An 18740-nucleotide genomic window follows, 5' to 3' on the forward strand; every position below is an offset into this window, starting at 1 on the left:
TGCAAACGATCCAACAGGCTAGGGATCCTAGCCAATTCCAAAACATCAACTTCCTCTCGATACCTAAAATCAAGCTATGTCCACCGCAATCGAACAAGGCGCCGTTGGTAAAGTCACGCAAGTCATTGGTTCTACCTTTGATGCGGAGTTCCCTGAGAAGCAGCTTCCTAAGATCTACAACGCCGTAGAAATCAAGAGCGAGCACAAAGGGGTCACGATCAATCTGATCGGTGAAGTCCAACAACACCTCGGTGGCGGACGCGTCCGTGCGATCGCGTTGGGCAGTACCGACGGCATGATGCGTGGCATGGAAGTGGTCGACTTGGGCCGTCCGGTGACCGTTCCTGTCGGTGTCAAAACCCTCGGCCGCGTGTTCAACGTACTCGGTAACCCCATCGATAACCGTGGCGAAGTCGAAGCCGAAGATTACTGGCCAATTCACCGCCAAGCTCCTCCAATTGCCGAACTGTCGACGAACACCGAAGTGTTCGAAACCGGTATCAAGGTGATCGACCTGCTGACCCCGTTTGTTCGTGGTGGTAAAGCAGGTTTGTTCGGCGGTGCAGGACTGGGCAAGACCGTTATTTTGACCGAGTTGATTGCTCGTATCGCAAGTAGCCACGGCGGTTACTCGGTGTTCGCCGGCGTGGGTGAGCGAACTCGCGAAGGAACCGACTTGTGGTTGGAAATGCAAGAAGCCGAAATCGGCGAAACCGGTCGTAAAGTCATCGAGCAAACTTGCATGGTGTTCGGCCAGATGAACGAACCACCAGGGTCGCGTCTTCGTGTTGCATTGTCCGCGTTGACGATGGCTGAATTCTTCCGTGATTCGACCGGAGCGGACACGCTGTTGTTCGTCGACAACATCTTCCGCTTCTCGCAAGCCGGTTCGGAAGTATCCGCACTGCTTGGACGTATGCCTTCGGCGGTGGGTTACCAACCGACACTGGCGACTGAAATGGGTGCGTTGCAAGAGCGGATTACATCGACCAAGAAGGGTGCGATCACCTCGGTTCAAGCCGTTTACGTTCCTGCGGACGACCCGACTGACCCGGCACCGGCAACGGCGTTCGGCCAATTGGACGCGTTCATCTACCTCGAGCGTTCGATTTCCGAGAAGGGCATTTACCCTGCGATCGACCCGTTGGCATCGAACTCGCGTATTTTGGATCCGCAGTACGTCGGTGAGCGTCACTATGCGATTGCTCGTCGCGTGCAAACGATTCTGCAACGTTACCGCGAATTGCAAGACATCATCGCGATTCTCGGTGTCGACGAATTGAGCGAAGACGACAAGATGATCGTGCATCGTGCTCGTCGTATCGAGCGATTCTTGTCGCAACCGTTCCTCGTGGCCGAAGTCTTCACCGGCAAGAAGGGTGAAATCACCTCGCTCGAAGACACCATCCGCAGCTTCGAAGGAATCTGCAACGGCGATTACGATCACTTGCCCGAGCGTGCGTTCATGTACGTTGGTGCGATCGAGCAAGCCGAAGCTCAGGCTAAGAAGATGGAGAACAAGTAAACGATGGCCATTCGATGTATTGTCGTCACGCCCGAGCGTACCGAGTTTGACCGCGAGGCCGACTTTGTGGCGCTACCGATGGCCGATGGCGAGTTAGGGATCCTGACGGGCCGCGCGCCGATGATCGGGCGACTCGGATTTGGCACGCTGCGGTTGCAAACCGCCGCCGGCCCCGAGCGTTACTTTATCGACGGTGGGTTTGCCCAAGTCGAAGGCGATGTGGTCAGCATTTTGACCGCACGTGCGACGCCGGTGGATTTGCTCGATAGCGAGAAGGCGCGAACGACGCTCAACGAAGCGCTCGAAATGCCCTCGTCAACGGTTCAAGAAGCCGAGATCAAAGAAACGGCCGTTCGCCGTGCCCGCGGTCTGCTGCGAGCCTCGCGATAGGTTGTCATCGTTCACCCCGCCCAGCAACGCTGGGAGCGGCGGTGACGCCGGCAGTAGCGAAAGTCGCCAACGGCTTATTGATTTAGTGAAGTTTCCTGCGGCAAGGGGCGTATGGTGGACCTCCGAGTCCGTCAATGGTGTATTCGACGGACTCGGAGGTCCGTCGTACGACTAAATCAACAAGTCGTCAAGACTTTCGGCTCGGAGACAACAGCCTTCTACAGCTTCACATCCACACCGCTGCGTTGCGATGCGATCTGCGGCGTGGTCGTCTGGTTATCCACTGCCGAGGCGCTGTGATCGCGTGTGGGGCGTGGTCGAGACGATTGGCGAGGTGATTGCCAACGATCACCCGACGAGTACCCTGCCCCGCCCTGCTCTGCCCCGGATTGGTGCCCGCTAAAGGAACGCTCGCCCGATTGCGGGTCTTTCTCGACTTCGACCGACAATTGCTCGATCTGCATCCCTTGCGATTGCAGCCGTGCTCGCAGTTCAGGCAGGTTCTCGCGAAGCGCCGCAGCGGCCGCTTCGGTTTCGGCGACCACTCGCGTTTGTATCTTGTTTGATTTGATCTGCATTTCCAAGCGGACCGTACCCAACTCGGCAGGCGCCAAACGCAACCGAACGTTGCCACCGTCGGGGCCGAGATGTTGGAAGGCGCGGCTGACACGTTGGATCAATTTGGCACGCGAAATCAAATCGGTCGTCGACGAGGTGCCGCTTTTATCGGTGCGTTGGGTTGTCGCGTCGTCCGCTGATGGGGTGGCACTCGAACCGCCGATGGCTCCGCTGTTGTTTCCCGTCGCACTGCTGCTTGACGTCGCCGACGATGAGTTTGCATTGGCAGTCATCCGAGCGGCACCCGCACTCGCTGCTGCCGCCGAACTCGTGATCGCTTCGACCGCTTGTTGGACGGCGGTCGATACGTTTGCGGTGACGGCCGATACGGTTTCCGGCGGCTGCACAAAATCGGGGATCGGCAGAGTGGCCGTGGCGGACGCGTTGACGGAATTCGTTTGCCCGTTGCGAGCGACCGACGCTGGGTCGGCTTGACCGCCGCTGGTTTGATTACCGTTTGCTCGATCACCACCGCCTACGGGACCAAAATGATCGCGGCGGCGATGCCGTGAATCGCGTTGATGATCGCTCGAATTGGTTTCGGTTTCCGAGGTCACGTCGGCCGATACCGTGTCAGCAGCGGTCGAGGACTCGTCGCTCGCGTCCTCAGTATCGGTGTCCATTTTTGAAACCGGAGCGAGCGGGTCAGTCGACGTTTCGGTTTGCGATTGCGAAGAGGTTTGTTTGGACGAGTCTTGCTCTGTCGAGGCAGTGATTACCTTGGTTTCAAGCTCGGTGGTTTGGCTGGCCGACGTCTCATCGCCGAGGTCGTTGTCCTCGGTATTGGTTTGGACGGTCGCGGCGGCTAACACGGCTGCGTCATTGGCAGTGGCGTTGTCATCGGCATCAGACTCGGCAACGATGCGGTCTTCTTCGGCCGTCTCTTCATCGTCGGCTTCGGATTCGGTGGCTTCGTCAGTATCAGACACAGCGGTGGTCGCGACCGTTGGCAACTCGGCTGCGGATTCTTCGGTCGGGGCCTCTGCATCGTCGACGTCGTGGGAATCGATCGCAGCGGCGTCATCATCCTGCTCGGATTGCGAAGATGATTCGGACGCCGAGGGTGACTGCTGCTGCGGCGCGGAAACACTTTTCTCGCTCTGCGGTGATTCAATCGCCGAGATTTGAGCAAACACGTCTGCAAAAGCGTCAATGATGCCATTGGATGGATCAATCGATTGCAGCTGGGTGCCGAATGAACGCAACCGACTTTGCGTGGAACTGCGTAAGGCGGCGGTGCCGGATGTCGCTTGCGACTCGCTCATTTTCGAGGCCTCCCTAGTAGCGAACGGGCGCCGCTAGAGAAATCGCTAGCAAAAACGCTACTCGCCGCCTGCCTGACTGATCAGGGACGTAGTTGGATACCCTTCGCCGATGCGGCGTAGGATCTCGGCGAGTTTGTCCGCTTCGGACGGCTGAACAAACTCCGCCAATATATCTTTTCGTTTATCGATGGGCATGGCTTGAATAATATTGACGACCTCATCAACTCTTTCATCGTCATAAATTCTCAAAAGTTGGTCCTTTGCTTGCACTGCATCGAGCGATTGCAGCGTTTTTTGGACTTCGAGCAACCCTTTGTCTTTCGCTCCCTTCTCCATCTTCGCAAGCTTGTCATTGAAAGCTTCGCGGCGTTCATCGAAAAATTTTGTTTTTTCTCGCAAGCTTGCTTCCATCTGACTCAGTTCATCACGGTATTGATCCTGACTTCGCAACCGCATGTCCATTTCCAAGCTTTCCATTTTCCTTGCTTGCAAAATCTCTTCAAAATCGGGTTGCTCGCGATCTTCGCTCTGCGCCAGGATTTGTTGCAGTCGATTTCCAGAGATATCAATGCCATTGAGCAGTGCGATGATTTTGGTCATCGTGTCCCCGTTGATCGACCCTTGCGCAAGGAAGTAGCCAAACAGAATCATTTGGGTCAGCACCGTGCCGATGCAAAACACGGTGAAGGCGTGGGTGAGTTTATTGATCATGGTTCATCGAATGCATATCGGAAATTTGGGTTGCTGCCAAGCGAATAAGCAGGAATCATTGGGTGAAGTCTTGTAAGCCGTTTGGCTAATACTGTGAATCATTTTCTCGTAGCTACCTTCGCCCGAAGGTGGTGATTCATCGCGTAGCGGAGGTCGTCAAGACTTTCGTTCGATTGACGTATGCCCCCGAAACGCTTGACGGCTTGTTGATTTAATGAAGTTTCCTGCGGCAAGGGGTGTATGATGGACTTTCTAGTCCGTCATGGCGCATTCGACGGACTAGGAAGTCCATCGTACGACTAAAACAACAAGCCGCCCGCGACTTCCGCTACAGGAACAGCGCCCACGCGGCCAATTTGTTAAAAGACTCCTGCTTAACGGCTAGTCGAGGTTAGTGTCACGCAATTTTCGGCTGGCGATGGCGAACCGACGATTGTTCATTTCGTCGATTTCCATCTGTTCGCGACGATTCATTTCTTGTTGGAATTGGCTGCGATCGAGTTCTTTCATTCGCTGGAACTTTTTGACTTCGGTTTCTGCATCGCGAAGTTTCTGTTGTCGTCGTTCAAGTTCCTCTTCCAGTTTTGAACGGGTTTGAACGAGTCCATGAATGTCGGCTTGCAATTGAAGGTCAAAGCGTCCTCGGGCGAGCAAGCGATCGACGGCGACGTCACCGAGTCGTGATTGGGCATCGTCGTTTCGCAAACGTTGTCGTTCTTGTTCGAGTTCTTGGATTTGCTGATCGATCTTGGCGATCGCCAGGTTCGCTTCGCCCACGAGTCCCCCCATCTCGTCACGTTCACGTTGACGCAGGTCAAGAATCGATTCGAAGCGAAATTCGTACTTCATGTGGGAACTAACGTTGTGGAGCTTGCTAAAGCTCGTTGTGTCATCGGGGGTGAGAGGGGCGTCGGGGTGGGTAGGATGAACTTTAGCAAGCTCCCCTGCCCTGTTTTTCTAGCTGTTCTGTTTTCTCGCTGTCCTGTTTTCTCCTAACGCGCCGGCGGCACGGCACGGGGCGGCGTCGTTGGTTTTTGAGGCTGGGGTGACGCTGCAGCAGGTGCTGCGGCGGCGGGGGCGGCGGGGGCGGCGGGGGCTTGCGCCGCGATCAATCCTTCGAGGACCGCGAGTGATTGTTCCATCGGGGCAATCTCCTTGGCGTCTTGCGAGAGGAATCGTTTTAGCGGTTCCCGCATCGAGATCGCTCGATCGACGTTCGGGTCACTGCCGTTGCGATAGGCTCCGATCGAAATCAAGTCGGCGTTCTTCTTGTAATCGCTCAGGTAGCGTCGTACTTCGCTGGCCGCATTCAGAGTGGCCGGTGAAACGAGATGGCTTTGCAATCGGCTCAAACTCTGCAGCACATCAATCGGAGGCCACTGGGCTTGTGCCGCCAGATCACGGCTGAGCACGATGTGGCCATCGAGCAGTCCACGCAGCGTGTCGGCGATCGGTTCATTGTTATCGTCGCCTTCGACCAACACGGTGTAAAACGCTGTGATCGATCCAAGCGTGGTCCGCCCTGCCCTTTCAACCACTTGAGGCAGCAGATTAAAAACGCTGGGGGGATAGCCGCGTGTGGTGGGCGGTTCACCCGATGCGAGTCCAAGCTCCCGCTGGGCCATTGCCAATCGAGTGACCGAGTCCATCAGCAACAGGACATTTTTGCCTTCGTCGCGAAACGATTCCGCAATCGCCGTCGCGGTCCACGTTGCCGCGATTCGTTGTGCCGCCGGTCGATCGCTGGTGGCGACGACCACGACGCTTCGCCGCAGCCCTGCTTCGCCCAAGCTTCGCTGAATGAATTCTTGGACTTCACGACCTCGCTCGCCAACCATGCAAATCACAATACGGTCCGCACTTGATCCCCGCGCCAACATGCCGAGCAACGTGCTTTTGCCGACGCCCGAGCCTGCGAAAATGCCCAGCCGTTGGCCGTTGCCACAGGTCAACATGCTGTCGATCGCGCGGACGCCGGTTTGCAGCGGCGTGTCGATCGGCGGGCGGTCGAGTGATTCCGGTGCCATTCGCGTGCTGTCGACGGGGGACAAATCATCGGGAAGCGGTTTGCCGTCGATCGGACGCCCCAACGCGTCGATGACCCGGCCACACAGTGACGCACCGGCTCGTAGATTCATTGACCCACCGACCATCCGTACTTTGTCGCCGGCCGCGATCGGAGCCATCGTTTCTAGCGGCGCGATGATCGGCCGTACGCCTTGAAAACCGATCACGCGTGCAAGTCGACTGTTCGGGGTGTCCGGACAAACCTCGCAGATCGCCCCGATCGGTGCGGTCATCCCTTCCAATTCGATCGCGTCCCCACGCACCGCCGCAATTCGTCCGGTGATGTGATTGGTCATCGCTTCGCGAATGATCCGCGACGCGGTCTCGGGTTGATGGATCTTGGGTGGGGTGATTTTGTACTTGAACGTGGCCGCACTCATACCAACAGTTCCTGTAATCGCAGCAGTTGCTCTTCGAGTCCCGCACGGATCTCGCCGCCTGGTTGGCGGACGATGACCGCATCGCGTGCGACCGTTTCATCGGGTTCCACCATCGTTTGTTCCGGCAAATCCGGCGACGCAAGCAGTTCGTCAAAGACTTGGCCGAGATTCACCAACGTTTCCGGATGGACGGCTAAGATCAACCGAGTGGCCGAACGTGTGCTTCGCAGTGCCTCTTCGGCCCAGCGAACAAGGATTGTTTCGTCGTTTGCGAGTTGGCGACGGATGACTTTCTCTGCGGCCGCGATCGCGATCGACGTCAGCGAGTCGGCATATTGCTGCATCCAATCCTCGTGGATTCGATGCAAATGTTCGACCGCGTTGTGAATGATTTTCAGCGAGTCGGCAGCCAGAGTTTCAGCTTGTGATTTGATCTTTTTCTCGGAATCGATCGCGGCCTTGGCCAACCCGTCTTGGTAACCCTGCTCGTGAGCCTGTTTGCGAATCAATTCCGCGTCTTTCTTGGCTTGTTCCAACATCGCGGCGACTTGTTTGCGACATTCGTCAATCCGGCTGCGACCGGCGTCGGCAAGGTCGTCCAAATTGAAGCCGGCCAAACCGGTCACGCTACGCGCGGCATTCGTCGGGTCTGACGGACGTTCTGATTTTAAAACAATGGCCATGACAAGGTTCCTAAGATTCGTTTGCGGCGTCGCAGGCTTTTACGCCGCCATCGCGGTCGGTTTCTCCGGCGATGCGGCGGAGGTCCGCTGCATCGACGCGGTGGCGACCGCCGATTTGGCTTCATCGATCTCGCGTAATTCAAGCGAACCAAGCGTATTCATTTGGCTGCGAACCTGTTTCGCATACGCCTTGGGCAGGACGCGAAGTGCCGCCTCGGCCGTCGCGTTGGGAAGTCCACAGAGTGTCAACATCGCTTGCCGCGTACCGACTTGTCCGAGTGCTTGACACAGATCAAGCGGCGTCAACGAGATCAAATGTTGGTGGATCGCATCGGTCGAAAGCGACGAGGTTTGCGGTTTACGCGAGTTGGCGTGGATCGCGGTTCGATCCAACGTTCTATCTCCTGTTCGATCCCCCCCTCGATCCGCAGCCGATGTGGATTGCGTTTCCGGCGCGATGCGAAGCGAATGAATTTGCACGTCCTCGATTGCGGAATCCGTCACGTCGGCGATGCGATTGGTTTCACGCGAGGTTTGCGACGGCGTGGCAGGCCCCGAGGCAGTGTGCGATTCCGATTTTGGCGGCTCCGATTTCGGTTGGGGCATGGCTGCCAAGATCGCATTGAGCGCCCGTTGACCGGTCGATTGCGAGGCCCGTTTTTGCTGTGTGCTAAGGCACTGCTGGACTCGGTTTCGCAAATGAGCGGCGAGCTCTTGGACCGCTTCTTCGGGGACGTCATTGAGTCGTCCGATCCGGCTCAAGGCATCCTTTTGGACGGCGCCGTCGAGTTGCGGTAGGATGCGAGCGGCCTGTGCGGGCGAGATCGATGCCAACACTAGCGCGATCGCCTGTGGGTGCTCGCCATCAATGACCGCGACCAGCACTTCGTCCTCGGTATCGCCCAAAAATGAAAGCGCGGTATGCGTGTGAGGGATCGAATCCGACCCGGTGGGGGCGGCGCTTTCGCGGTCGTGTTTCACCACCGAACTTGCGGCCGACGAATTGGAATTGATTGTGTTTGATTGCAGCTGAATTTCGTCTAAGCGGCCGTCACTGGACCGGGCCGGACGCTGTTGCTGTGATTCCAACGACCCTTTGAATGCTTGCAGTGCCCGTTGACGTTCGAGCGGATCGACGTCGGACAGTGAGGTCATCGTTCGCCGCAGCGATCGTCTCATGGCATCGTCGAAGCTAGCGAGAAGCTTTGCCGAGACCGGACTTGGCAAGCTACTCAGCACGATCGCCACTCGTCGCAACGAGGCGTCTCGATTGGCTCCTGTTTGATGAGCAGCATTCATTGCGTGCACTCCTTTGCAAAACGCCCCTGCAATAGGCTCCGAAGGTGAATCCCTCTCTCCCTCGGTATCGGCGTGATCCATCACACCGTATCTACTTGTATGCAAAGTACGCGATGCATGAAAGAGCGGATTCGATCACGATCGAAGGTCTTCCAGGCTCATACGTAGCGGAAGTCGTCGAGACTTTCGTTGTTTTTATGAGCCGCTTGCGCGTGAGCAGCCGGGTCATGCTAACACGGTGAGCCCCACCCAGAGCTGGCTAGCGCTATCTCTGACCTATCCCACGGCGGAGGTGAAACGAGTTGAGCAATGGACTTAGCGAAACAGATGTGTTCATCTGGAACGTTGCGTGTGCTGTTGGCCGCCGGGAAGCCTAGCCCACGTTATGCCGCACCGACCCAGTTGCGGATTACGTTCGCGGCCACTTCGGGGTTGTCTTCGACAATGCTGGCCAATTCGTCCTTGAGCGTCCCGCCAGTGATTTCCATCGCTTCGACACGTTTTTCTTCGATTTCCTCTTCCGCTGGTGGGGTCGGCAATTCGAGCCCAAAGCCCTCGCTGAAATCCTTGGGCACAGCGTCACCGGATCCGCGGATCGCACCACGTGCGACCATCAACGCGACCACCGCCAATACGATCAAAGCGATCGTTTGCCATGATTGCGCCAGCCACGTCATTGCGATCTTGGCCGTTTCCGGTTCGGGCGTCTCAGGGTCTGGCAAGTTCAGGTAATCGGTCACTTCGACCAGTTCAATTTTGCTCTCTCCCGCATTCACTTCGGGCAACAGCGGAGTGACCGCCTTTTGAATGTTGCTCTTCACTTCCAACCGCAATTTTTCGAGATCGGCGGTTCGCATCGGAGGGATCTCGGACGGTTCTAGCTCTGGGTTGTCTCGCAGGTTGTTTTGAACCCAGACGTGTTGGTAATAGCTTTGCGGAAGACTGATCGATACGCGGACGCGTTTGACTTGCAGCGATGCGATTCGAGAGTTCTCGTATTGTTGGCCCGCCACGCCGCTGCTTTCGCGTTCATCCTCTTTCAAACGAGTCGTCTGCGCGTTCTCTTCGATACTGGCGGCTCGGTTGCCGATCGCGTTGGGGACTGTGCCTGGCACTCCCTGGTTCAAAGGCCGGTTGCTTTGCGAATCAACCTTTTTCGATCGGTCGGTCAACGTGGTTCGTTCGGCATCATATTTCAGCACCGTTTTTTGTACGTCCATCGTCGGATCGATCTCGGCGTACACCGCGACACGGACATCCGGCCCATAGCCGCCGAGCTGTTTGCGTACTTTCTGTTCGTAACGAGCTTCCTCTTCGCGTCGCTTGTTCGCCAGTGGGTCGCTGTCGTCATTGAAATCGGTGACGCCCGATGAATTGGTGTCGATCACGACGACATCGTCGCTAGTCATTCCAGCGAACGAACCGCGAATCAGATCCTTGATCATTTGGATGCGTTGCCGGGGCAGCGGATCCGTGCCTTCGGGCGCGACCACGACGCTGGCCGATTGCGGACGTGATCGGCTGAGCCCGAATCGCTCGCCACGGTCATACTCGACACTGGCCCATTTGACATCGTTAAAGGCGGCGATTTTGCTGCCCAAATCTTGTTCTTTGGCGTGCATTTCACGCGAATTGCGTTGCTCGCTCGAGTCGAAGGCGCTGTTGCTTTCGATCGCCGCTTGCACGTTGCTGCGAAGCGAAATTGGCAGCGTTGCCGATTCTTGCAGCGCCGCCAGATAGGCGGCACGCTCGGCTTTGGGAATACGAATCCGCCGACCTTCGCGTTCCCAATCGTTCAGCCCCGCGGCACTGAAAGCTAATTCGACCGAATCGAGTTCTTGTTCGCCAAGCACACGACCGCCGAACAAGACTTCGTGGTTGGTCGTGCCACTGCCGCGAACCAGAAATCCCAATCCGATCGCGATCGCAGCGACCAACAGCAGCGTGATCATTCGCGATTGCATCGGCATCGCTTTGAATGTTTCGCGTATCTGTTCAGCGGACTGTGTGAAAAGATTCATGGTCTACGAGCAAGTCGAATGAAAATAAAGGGGGCGGTGGTCGTAGGAGTGGTCCCGGCGGTGGATTCCGGAGTTTTTAAACTTAAATTTAGATTTGGATTTGTTGAACTTCGCGATAGGCTTCCATCAGTTTGTTGCGAACTTGCAACAGCATTCGAAAGGCGAGGTCGGCCTTTTGAACTGCGGTTAACACTTCCGCTTCGTTCACGTCGCCTCCGGTCAACAACGAATGGACCATGCCATCGGCGTTGTTTTGCATCGAGTTGACATGGTTGACTTGGTTGGACAACAGATTGGCAAACGAATCGATTCCCGAGGTTGGCACATTCGCAGCAGCCTCGGATTTCGACGAGGAAATCGTCGAAAAAGGATTGGCCGGGCGTGGCGGCGGTGCGATGGTCGAAATCGGTTTCATGGTTTCGTGTTACGAACGCAAGCGTAAGAGCAAGCGTTTAGGCGAGGATCGTCAACGTCTCGCGGCTTAGGTTTTTGGAAATCTCCATCACACCAACGTTGGCTTCATAGGCGCGGGTGGTTTCCATCGCGTCGACCATTTGGGTCGTCATGTCGATGTTGGGATACGCCACATAGCCTTTCCACTCGCCCTCTTTGATGGCCAATGGGTGGTTGGGTTGGTAGCGATAGCGATGATCCGCGTCGCTGGTTTTGATCTCAGCCACTTTGACCCCGGATGCCCCGGATGTTGTCAGCGAATCATCCGTTTGAAAGACCACTTCGCGAGCGCGGTATGGATTCGCTTCGCCGTTTTCGTCGGTCAGCGACGACATGTTGGCGATGTTTCCCGAGATCGCATTGAGTCGAGTTCGCTGTGCGACCAAGGCCGACGTGCTGATGTCGATGGATCGTATCATGATGCTCGGGATCCTTTGTTAATGAGGTGGTGAAACTTTTGTGCTTAGGTTGGTGACCTAAGCGCGTTCGGTGATCGCGGCTCGCAGCAGCGAAAACTGGCTTCGCATCGTCGTGATGGCGAGTCCGTGCAGGTGTTGGTTCTTGGCGATTTCCGTGATCTGGCTTTCCAGTGACACGTCGCTGCCATCGTGAAAAACGACCTGTTCCGACGCCGCCCGAGGACCAGCGTAGATGTCGTCGCGGGTGACCGCGCCGATCGAGTCAGTGGGGCGAGTGCGTCGGGAGTCTTGAATCGATTCAGCAAGGGCGTTTTGAAACTCCGACTCATCCAGATCGCGTGATCGGTAACCTGGCGTATCGAGGTTAGCGATATTGCCGGCCAGCAATTCGTGACGACGCTCCGAGAACGTCAACGATTGCTCGAGTGCTGGAATCGTGGTGGATTTGAAAAGGCCAAGCATGGTTTACGCTGCGATGCGGGCAGCTCCCTGTTGTGGGCGGAAAACGACTGTCGCGGCAGCGCCTCCCTGAGGACAATTTTGCCAATGAATTCGGGCTCCCACCGCAGCGACGGCAAACGGGATGCGAGTTTCGCGGAGCTCGATTGCGCGTCCGGTATCAGCGACCTCCAATTCCAATCCGTTCGGGCCATCAACGGCGGTAATCGTCAACTCGCCACCCTCGGTCATTTCTGCGACAGCCTGGATCACCATGCTGCGGATCAGGTCGACGGTTTGGTTTGGATTGGCGGGCAATTTGATGGACGAATCGATGTCGACTTCCAAGCAAATCGGAGCCGGATTCTGCGTCAACAGGACGGATGCCACGGATTCGACAAGAATCGCTAAAGATTCACAGCTGTTTGGGTCGATCCAAAGATGTGACATGATACGCTCCCAATGTTTCGATTTTGGGGTGAGTGGAAAGTGCGTTGCAATTGGCTGATAACGCATTCGCAGCGGCCGACGCAAGGCGGATTTCCCGTTCCTGTCCCTCTCTGCTCGCATTTCGAGACTAATACAGCCCGATCGGCGTCTCCCGCCATCGCCTCCACATTTGCTTGCAAAAGCAGTCTCCTCTCAACTGCAGCTCACCCCATTGTCGCTCGGCTCTCCGAGCCGATGGCGATCATTCACTCGCAGCAAGACCGCTTGATCGGCAGTCCGCCGTCAACCTCATGATTGCGAGCAAGACATCGGCAGCGACGAATCTTTCTTGAGAGACAAATGGGGAGGATAGACGAATCAATTCAGAGCAACGAATCGCCTCTCCTTGTGCTTGTCCACCCTCTCAGTCGCGATAGCGACGAAAGCAGCGAACAAGACTTGCGGGCCTCGCTATCGAAACAAGATTTGCACACCCCATTGTCGCTCGGCTTTCCAAGCCGATGGCGATCATTCACCCGCAACAAGACCGCTTGATCGGCACCCTGCTCATTGCAACGACGCACGCACCAACGGCGAGCAGCCCAACTCTCACGTCGTCGCATCGGATGTAACCGGCCGCATGCCCAGACGAACGCGAATCAGCAGCCTAACTTGTCAACGCTCAAACCTATCACCCTTCGCCCCGCTTCCGCTTCTTAATCCTAATCTTCCCCGGTTGTCTGCCGATTCAGCGGAGCTTGCTCAAGCATGAGTAGAATTAAGACGAAGAGTTACAGCCCCAGAGACCCTGAACCCCGCATCACCGCGACGATGGAACGACTCACTCCGCTGGCTCCCACGAGCACAGCAGGAGCGGTATTCCACCGCGGAGTTTTTCACAATGTTACCAATGCACCTCGCTAACAAGAAATGGATTAAAATCGAGGCAAGGCAAAAACGAGACTCCAGCGTGGAGTCTCCTCCCGATTAAGTGCGATACCAAGTCGTACATAACTCTGTTGTGCGGACTCATCTACTCCAATGTCGGAACCTCCTGTTTGTGAATCGTGCGGCACGCAAAATGTTCGCATCCGTTGGGGTTCCGCGTGCTTCTCTCCCACCGACCCCGACAACCCCGACGTGCAATCTGGCGTAATGATCTTGGGCAACATGATTGACCGAGACCGCAATCCTCCCGATTTCGTCTGCATTAGATGCGAACCTCGCTGGCTAGACGTTCACGAACTGGTTGTGCGCGACTGTCAACTTCAAACGGCCAAGGAAAATGCGATTGAGGCCCAAGACTTCGACAAAGCTCGTCAGATACGCGACCTTCAATACGATTTCCGGCCGAACTTGAATGCTTTGGTGGATGATCTTCTGGCAGGTTAACGCCGCCCACCGACTCAGGGTTCGGGGGCAGCAAGCGACGAGCCTGATCTCAAGCCGATGTTCAAGGCGAGTTGCTTCGTGGCGCGAGGTGGTTGGATCGTTACGGCGACGTCGTTTGACATTACCAAACGCTAGCGGGAAATGCAACGCGATGCATCGCAGTGTCACGGATTAAGTGCTGCATCTAGAGGGAAACAGGAAAATGGCTGGCAGGAAAATGGTGATGCTGCATGTAGAGGGCTGACCATTTTCCTGTCCCTCATCTTCCTGTAAATCCACCTTTGCTGAATTGATCAATGAAGCGATGCTTCGCTTCGCGGCGAGGATGCCGTCGGGTGTTTGAACTCGCTCGGTTGACGTCACCAAGCGTTAGTGGAATGTCGCAACAAGTTGAACGGAGAGTGCTCCGTGGAAATGCTTCGTTGAGGGCTGTGTTATCACGCGGTCAGAGGAAAGCAGGAAAATGATGATGCTGCATGTCAGGGGCTGATCATTTTCCTGTCCCACATTTTCCTGTAAATCCACCTTTGCTTGATTGATCAATGAAGCGATGCTTCGCTTCACGGCGAGGATGCCGCTGGATGTTTGAACTCGCTCGGTTGACGCCACCGAGCGTTGGCGGAGAGTCGCAACGAGATGGCTGAGCACTCCTTTGAAATGCTTCGTTGAGAGCTGTGTTAACACGCGGTCAGAAGAAAATAGGAAAATGGCTGACAGGAAAATGGTGATGCTGCATGTCAGGGGCTGATCATTTTCCTGTCCCTCATTTTCCTGTAAATCCACCTTTGCTTGATTGATCAATGAAGCGATGCTTCGCTTCGCAGCGAGGATACCGCTGGATGTTTGAACTCGCTCGGTTGACGCCACCGAGCGTTGGCGGAGAGTCGCAACGAGATGGCTGAGCACTCCTTTGAAATGCTTCGTTGAGGGCTGTGTTAACACGCGGTCAGAAGGAAACAGAAAAATGGCTGACAGGAAAATGATGATGCTGCATGTCGGGGGCTGATCATTTTTCTGTCCCACATTTTCCTGTAAATTCACCTTTGCTTGATTAATAAACGAAGCGTCGCTTCGCCAAGTCGATTTATCCTCAACCGAACTTTGCAGCAGCTCACAGCGCGTTGTTCAAACTATCGGCTAAAATCGGAAGTCCAATAAGTGAGTCTGCTGCGTGGAGCCTCACGACCTTAAATTGCGACACCCTGTACATCACTACCTTGGGCGACCTACTGTCATGGCCATGAATATCTCACACATCTGGATCGGCGTCTTCGATTCCGGTGCCCCCGATGACTACTTCGTCGAACACTACTCTGACGACGATGATGCACCCATCAATCTCTTTGCCGCGGAACAAGACGAAACGTTCTACGATCACGATTGGCTCGAAATCAGTTTCGTTGATGCTTCCGAATCCACTGATGTCCGTTTATTTGTTGACGGTCACTCATATTCGGAGGATTACCTTGACGCAGTCGTGGAAAAGGCTGCGGGCTTGGGCATTGAACGGATCAATGTCTTTGTTCTTGCCGACAAGAACGAGTTCAGCAGCCCCAGGTCTGTCGTCGGAGAAAAATATCGCCTCGAATACCTCGGGGAATTCACATGCAACACCTAGGTTGCCGGTTTCCCAACCTTGGGTGGCCGATGAGTTGCAGCATCCATGCCGAAATCATCTTCCTGCTTCATTCCACACGGGCACTCGTTATATAATCGTTTGGCTGGCCGACGTCTTTGCCTCGACCAGGGGAGGCGTCGGCGACACAACCAGTCCTGCGTCCCTGAAGTGTCGCATTTCGCGATTGCAGTGGATGACCCGAGACACTTCTATGCCGCCTTGGATCGCGCGGAAGAAAATCACGTAGCTGCCAGCGCTGAATGCTCGGGCTCCAGGTACGCCAAATCCTGGTCGCAGCTCACCCGGCTCGGGCTGGGCTGCAGTTATTTAGCACGTCTCCCAGATCTGCGCTACCAATTGCGTGCAGCCTCCGGCTTATCCCTCGTGATCTACTCAACAATACCGTATAGATCGTCGTCCGCCTCCGACGCATCGATGCCGTTTGCCATCAGTTTCAGCCATTCTCAAGTGCTCGAATCCGGGCATCCACGCGGCGGTAAACATCTTCGGCTAGAATACCTTTTCCGGCGTCATTGATCGAACCCCTTCTTTACTTCAGCATGAAGCGTTTTCCTTGCCTGCAACAGACGCAAGCCTTCGGCTAGCACATCGGACTCATTCAGAAACCTCTTTTCAGAGTCCATGCGTTGTCCTAATGGAGCAAGATCGCTCGAGATTTCTGTTGACATAACGATCTCGACTTTGACCGGCTTGGCATCGCGGCCGGTGGTGGGTGGGTTGTGGTGGTTCTGGATTGGCAACCATATGGAATACGAACGCTTGATTGGGGCGTAGGTGACGCCCAACTTGTTAGGGTTTGGGGGTCAGCGAGGGAGGAGCCTGATCCCAGCCTATGTTCAAGGCGAGCTGCCTCATAGCAAATGACGGTTGGTTCGTTACGGCGACGTCGTTTGACACTGCAAAACGCTAGCGAAAAGTGCAGCGTGATGCATCGCGGTGCCACGGATGAAGTGCTGCATTTAGAAGGAAACAGGAAAATGGCTGACAGGAAAATGATGATGCTGCATGTCGGGGGCTGACCATTTTCCTGTCCCACATTTTCCTGTAAATTCACCTTTGCTTGAGTGATCAATGAAGCGATGCTTCACTTCGCGGCGAGGATGCCGCTGGATGTTTGAACTCGCTCGGTTGACGTCACCAAGCGTTAGTGGAATGTCGCAACAAAATGCACAGAGAGTGCTCCGTGAAAATGCCCTCGTCGAGGGCTGTGTTATCTCGCGGTCAGAAGGAAACAGGAAAATGGCTGACAGGAAAATGGTGATGCTGCATGTCAGGGGCTGATCATTTTTCTGTCCCTCATCTTCCTGTAAATCCACCTTTGCTTGATTGATCAATGAAGCGATGCTTCGCTTCGCGGCGAGGATGCCATCGGGTGTTTGAACTCGCTCGGTTGACGTCACCAAGCGTTAGTTGAATGTCGCAATAAGTTGCACAGAGAGTGCTCCGTGGAAATGCTTCGTTGAGGGCTGTGTTAACACGCGGTCAGAAGGAAACAGGAAAATTGCTGACAGGAAAATGATGATGCTGCATGTCGGGGGCTGATCATTTTCCTGTCCCTCATCTTCCTGTAAATCCACTTTTGCTTGATTGATCAATGAAGCGATGCTTCGCTTCGCGGCGAGGATGCCGTCGGGTGTTTGAATTCGCTCGGTTGACGTCACCAAGCGTTAGTGGAGAGTCGCAAGAAGTTGCACAGAGAGTGCTCTGTGGAAATGCTTCGTTGAGGGCTGTGTTATCACGCGGTCAGAGGAAAACAGGAAAATGGCTGACAGGAAAATGATGATGCTGCATGTCAGGGGCTGACCATTTTTCTGTTCCTCATCTTCCTGTAGATTCACCTTTGCTTGGTGATCAATGAAGCGATGCTTCGCGAGGTCAATTCCTATACACTGAAGTTATTAGCAACCCACCGTACCTTGCCAGCAACAATGGAATAGAATCGGGGCAATCAGAAGCGAGACTTCAGTGTGGAGTCTTCCCCCATAAAGTACGGCACCGAGTCTTACATAACGATGTTGTCGGAGCGAGACTGATGGCGATTGATGCCGAACTTGACGCTCTCTACTCCGATGCCGAGCGTTTGCTCGACGACGAGTCCGTCGCTGACGACGATCACGTCAAACGCACTCTCGTGGACACCGCCATCGAGAAGGCGACCGAGTTAGTGCACCGATCCCCTGACAATCCCGACTTCCACCACTTGCTCGGACTCGCTTGGTACCACCACCCTGACAAAACCGACGCGCGGTTGGACCAAATTCGATCGGCCTTTCAACGCGCTTTATCACTCGATCCACAACATCAGTTCGCCAACCAATACCTCGGCTACATCAACTTCGATGTTGCAGACTACGCGGATGCCTACGAGCGATTTGCTTCAACCAATCACGAATTCTTCTTTTCGATTGACCAGAAATGGCGATCACTGAAAGCGACCGAGTTGGCGTTCGTTTGCCAACTCCGCCTTGGTCGTGACATCGACCTTGACAAACTCAATCAATTCTTTGCCTTTTATCTTGCCGAAGAACGCGAACAAGTACCCAATACGGTTATCCCGATTGAATTACGCCGTTGTGCTGAATGGCTATTCGACCAAACGGGCAACGTTGACGATGAACCGCTTCGGTCGATCGTTGACTTTCTCCACGCTTCCGGTGATCTGCAACTGTCGGGTCACGCCGGGCTCAAAGCGGCTAGGTAGTTCATCGCCCGGTAGCATGGTTTTTACGCAAAGTCGCGGTTGCCGTTGTTGGAGCGTCTCTCGGTACTTCGGCGCATATTACTTCGGTGACAAGCCATTCGCTGCAACCCCGAGATCGTCATCGTTGTTTGGTGACGGGCGTTGGTTCTAGTAGGATTTCTCGTACATCAATGTCGTTCTCTTTAGGCTCTGTCTGAAAACCTTAAATTGCGGAATTCCATGGGGCGATGATTCGAAGATAGCGACCGATCATCGATAGTTTCACCATTGCAAGAAAGTTTCGTGCGAGCTTCTCATAGCGAGTGGCGAC

General features: G+C 55.2%; 18 protein-coding genes. 4 read left to right on the top strand and 14 right to left on the bottom strand.

Translation table 11 applies throughout. From position 1 onward, the window contains the following. Window positions 1–76 precede the first annotated feature (76 nt). Together atpD and atpC are read left to right on the top strand one after the other, a co-directional pair. A complete protein-coding gene (gene atpD / locus ABEA92_RS28605) occupies window positions 77–1525 on the top strand; it encodes a F0F1 ATP synthase subunit beta (RefSeq protein ID WP_345688809.1) in 1449 nt (482 codons plus the stop codon). A 3-nt stretch (window positions 1526–1528) separates the two neighbouring features. After that, on the top strand, window positions 1529–1915 hold the full coding sequence (atpC, locus tag ABEA92_RS28610) for an ATP synthase F1 subunit epsilon (protein WP_345688811.1): 387 nt from the start codon (window positions 1529–1531) through the stop codon (window positions 1913–1915). A 218-nt stretch (window positions 1916–2133) separates the two neighbouring features. Here the strand turns inward: atpC and ABEA92_RS28615 are convergent, their stop codons facing one another. The 12 genes from ABEA92_RS28615 to ABEA92_RS28670 all read right to left on the bottom strand — a co-directional run bounded on the left by ABEA92_RS28615 (window position 2134) and on the right by ABEA92_RS28670 (window position 15131). After that, the gene (locus tag ABEA92_RS28615) at window positions 2134–3798 is read right to left on the bottom strand and encodes a flagellar hook-length control protein FliK (protein ID WP_345688813.1); all 1665 of its coding nucleotides are present in this window, start codon (window positions 3796–3798) and stop codon (window positions 2134–2136) included. Between the two features lie 57 nt (window positions 3799–3855). Next, entirely contained in the window at window positions 3856–4398 is a 543-nt protein-coding gene (locus ABEA92_RS28620; RefSeq protein ID WP_345688815.1) for a hypothetical protein, read from the bottom strand. Between the two features lie 492 nt (window positions 4399–4890). After that, entirely contained in the window at window positions 4891–5358 is a 468-nt protein-coding gene (gene fliJ / locus ABEA92_RS28625; RefSeq protein ID WP_345688817.1) for a flagellar export protein FliJ, read from the bottom strand. A gap of 143 nt (window positions 5359–5501) precedes the next feature. Further along, complete coding sequence (locus ABEA92_RS28630) at window positions 5502–6956, bottom strand: FliI/YscN family ATPase (RefSeq protein WP_345688819.1); 1455 nt, start codon at window positions 6954–6956, stop codon at window positions 5502–5504. After that, window positions 6953–7639, bottom strand: a complete 687-nt coding sequence (locus tag ABEA92_RS28635) for a FliH/SctL family protein (protein WP_345688821.1) — start codon at window positions 7637–7639, stop codon at window positions 6953–6955. Before ABEA92_RS28635 ends, ABEA92_RS28630 begins: the two co-directional genes overlap by 4 nt. Window positions 7640–7678: 39 nt before the next feature. Further along, window positions 7679–8938, bottom strand: coding sequence for a FliG C-terminal domain-containing protein (locus ABEA92_RS28640; protein ID WP_345688823.1), 1260 nt, complete (start codon window positions 8936–8938; stop codon window positions 7679–7681). Between the two features lie 383 nt (window positions 8939–9321). Then, the gene (locus tag ABEA92_RS28645) at window positions 9322–10959 is read right to left on the bottom strand and encodes a beta-cystathionase (RefSeq protein ID WP_345688825.1); all 1638 of its coding nucleotides are present in this window, start codon (window positions 10957–10959) and stop codon (window positions 9322–9324) included. Between the two features lie 88 nt (window positions 10960–11047). Further along, the gene (fliE, locus tag ABEA92_RS28650; RefSeq protein ID WP_345688827.1) at window positions 11048–11374 is read right to left on the bottom strand and encodes a flagellar hook-basal body complex protein FliE; all 327 of its coding nucleotides are present in this window, start codon (window positions 11372–11374) and stop codon (window positions 11048–11050) included. A 37-nt stretch (window positions 11375–11411) separates the two neighbouring features. Then, window positions 11412–11831, bottom strand: a complete 420-nt coding sequence (flgC, locus tag ABEA92_RS28655; protein ID WP_345688829.1) for a flagellar basal body rod protein FlgC — start codon at window positions 11829–11831, stop codon at window positions 11412–11414. A 57-nt stretch (window positions 11832–11888) separates the two neighbouring features. Further along, window positions 11889–12293, bottom strand: coding sequence for a flagellar basal body rod protein FlgB (locus ABEA92_RS28660; RefSeq protein WP_345688831.1), 405 nt, complete (start codon window positions 12291–12293; stop codon window positions 11889–11891). Window positions 12294–12296: 3 nt separating this feature from the next. Continuing rightward, window positions 12297–12719, bottom strand: a complete 423-nt coding sequence (locus ABEA92_RS28665; protein WP_345688833.1) for a nitrogen regulation protein NR(II) — start codon at window positions 12717–12719, stop codon at window positions 12297–12299. Window positions 12720–14459: 1740 nt separating this feature from the next. Continuing rightward, complete coding sequence (locus tag ABEA92_RS28670) at window positions 14460–15131, bottom strand: hypothetical protein (protein WP_345688835.1); 672 nt, start codon at window positions 15129–15131, stop codon at window positions 14460–14462. 199 nt (window positions 15132–15330) lie between these two features. Between ABEA92_RS28670 and ABEA92_RS28675 the strand changes: the two genes are divergently transcribed. Continuing rightward, window positions 15331–15708 (top strand): immunity 22 family protein, encoded by a 378-nt coding sequence (locus ABEA92_RS28675; protein ID WP_345688836.1) that lies wholly within the window; start codon window positions 15331–15333, stop codon window positions 15706–15708. Window positions 15709–16238: 530 nt separating this feature from the next. On the opposite strand, the gene ABEA92_RS28680 is transcribed toward ABEA92_RS28675, so the two are convergent. Then, entirely contained in the window at window positions 16239–16514 is a 276-nt protein-coding gene (locus ABEA92_RS28680) for a hypothetical protein (RefSeq protein WP_345688837.1), read from the bottom strand. 174 nt (window positions 16515–16688) lie between these two features. Next, window positions 16689–17129, bottom strand: a complete 441-nt coding sequence (locus tag ABEA92_RS28685; RefSeq protein ID WP_345688838.1) for a hypothetical protein — start codon at window positions 17127–17129, stop codon at window positions 16689–16691. 632 nt (window positions 17130–17761) lie between these two features. Between ABEA92_RS28685 and ABEA92_RS28690 the strand changes: the two genes are divergently transcribed. Next, window positions 17762–18430: a tetratricopeptide repeat protein gene (locus tag ABEA92_RS28690; protein ID WP_345688839.1), complete on the top strand. Its 669-nt coding sequence runs from the start codon at window positions 17762–17764 to the stop codon at window positions 18428–18430. Window positions 18431–18740: the final 310 nt, after the last annotated feature.

It is taken from the genome of Novipirellula caenicola (assembly GCF_039545035.1).
In the GTDB taxonomy this organism is placed as follows: domain Bacteria; phylum Planctomycetota; class Planctomycetia; order Pirellulales; family Pirellulaceae; genus Novipirellula; species Novipirellula caenicola.

What these genes read in the sequence shown, in the direction of transcription:
- ABEA92_RS28640 (WP_345688823.1), bottom strand. Translation starts at nt 8,938, where the DNA reads ATGAATGCTGCTCATCAAACAGGAGCCAATCGAGACGCCTCGTTGCGA.
- ABEA92_RS28665 (WP_345688833.1), bottom strand. Translation starts at nt 12,719, where the DNA reads ATGTCACATCTTTGGATCGACCCAAACAGCTGTGAATCTTTAGCGATT.
- ABEA92_RS28645 (WP_345688825.1), bottom strand. Translation starts at nt 10,959, where the DNA reads ATGAATCTTTTCACACAGTCCGCTGAACAGATACGCGAAACATTCAAA.
- atpC (WP_345688811.1), top strand. Translation starts at nt 1,529, where the DNA reads ATGGCCATTCGATGTATTGTCGTCACGCCCGAGCGTACCGAGTTTGAC.
- fliE (WP_345688827.1), bottom strand. Translation starts at nt 11,374, where the DNA reads ATGAAACCGATTTCGACCATCGCACCGCCGCCACGCCCGGCCAATCCT.
- ABEA92_RS28635 (WP_345688821.1), bottom strand. Translation starts at nt 7,639, where the DNA reads ATGGCCATTGTTTTAAAATCAGAACGTCCGTCAGACCCGACGAATGCC.
- ABEA92_RS28675 (WP_345688836.1), top strand. Translation starts at nt 15,331, where the DNA reads ATGAATATCTCACACATCTGGATCGGCGTCTTCGATTCCGGTGCCCCC.
- atpD (WP_345688809.1), top strand. Translation starts at nt 77, where the DNA reads ATGTCCACCGCAATCGAACAAGGCGCCGTTGGTAAAGTCACGCAAGTC.
- fliJ (WP_345688817.1), bottom strand. Translation starts at nt 5,358, where the DNA reads ATGAAGTACGAATTTCGCTTCGAATCGATTCTTGACCTGCGTCAACGT.
- ABEA92_RS28660 (WP_345688831.1), bottom strand. Translation starts at nt 12,293, where the DNA reads ATGCTTGGCCTTTTCAAATCCACCACGATTCCAGCACTCGAGCAATCG.
- ABEA92_RS28630 (WP_345688819.1), bottom strand. Translation starts at nt 6,956, where the DNA reads ATGAGTGCGGCCACGTTCAAGTACAAAATCACCCCACCCAAGATCCAT.
- ABEA92_RS28620 (WP_345688815.1), bottom strand. Translation starts at nt 4,398, where the DNA reads ATGACCAAAATCATCGCACTGCTCAATGGCATTGATATCTCTGGAAAT.
- ABEA92_RS28690 (WP_345688839.1), top strand. Translation starts at nt 17,762, where the DNA reads ATGGCGATTGATGCCGAACTTGACGCTCTCTACTCCGATGCCGAGCGT.
- flgC (WP_345688829.1), bottom strand. Translation starts at nt 11,831, where the DNA reads ATGATACGATCCATCGACATCAGCACGTCGGCCTTGGTCGCACAGCGA.
- ABEA92_RS28615 (WP_345688813.1), bottom strand. Translation starts at nt 3,798, where the DNA reads ATGAGCGAGTCGCAAGCGACATCCGGCACCGCCGCCTTACGCAGTTCC.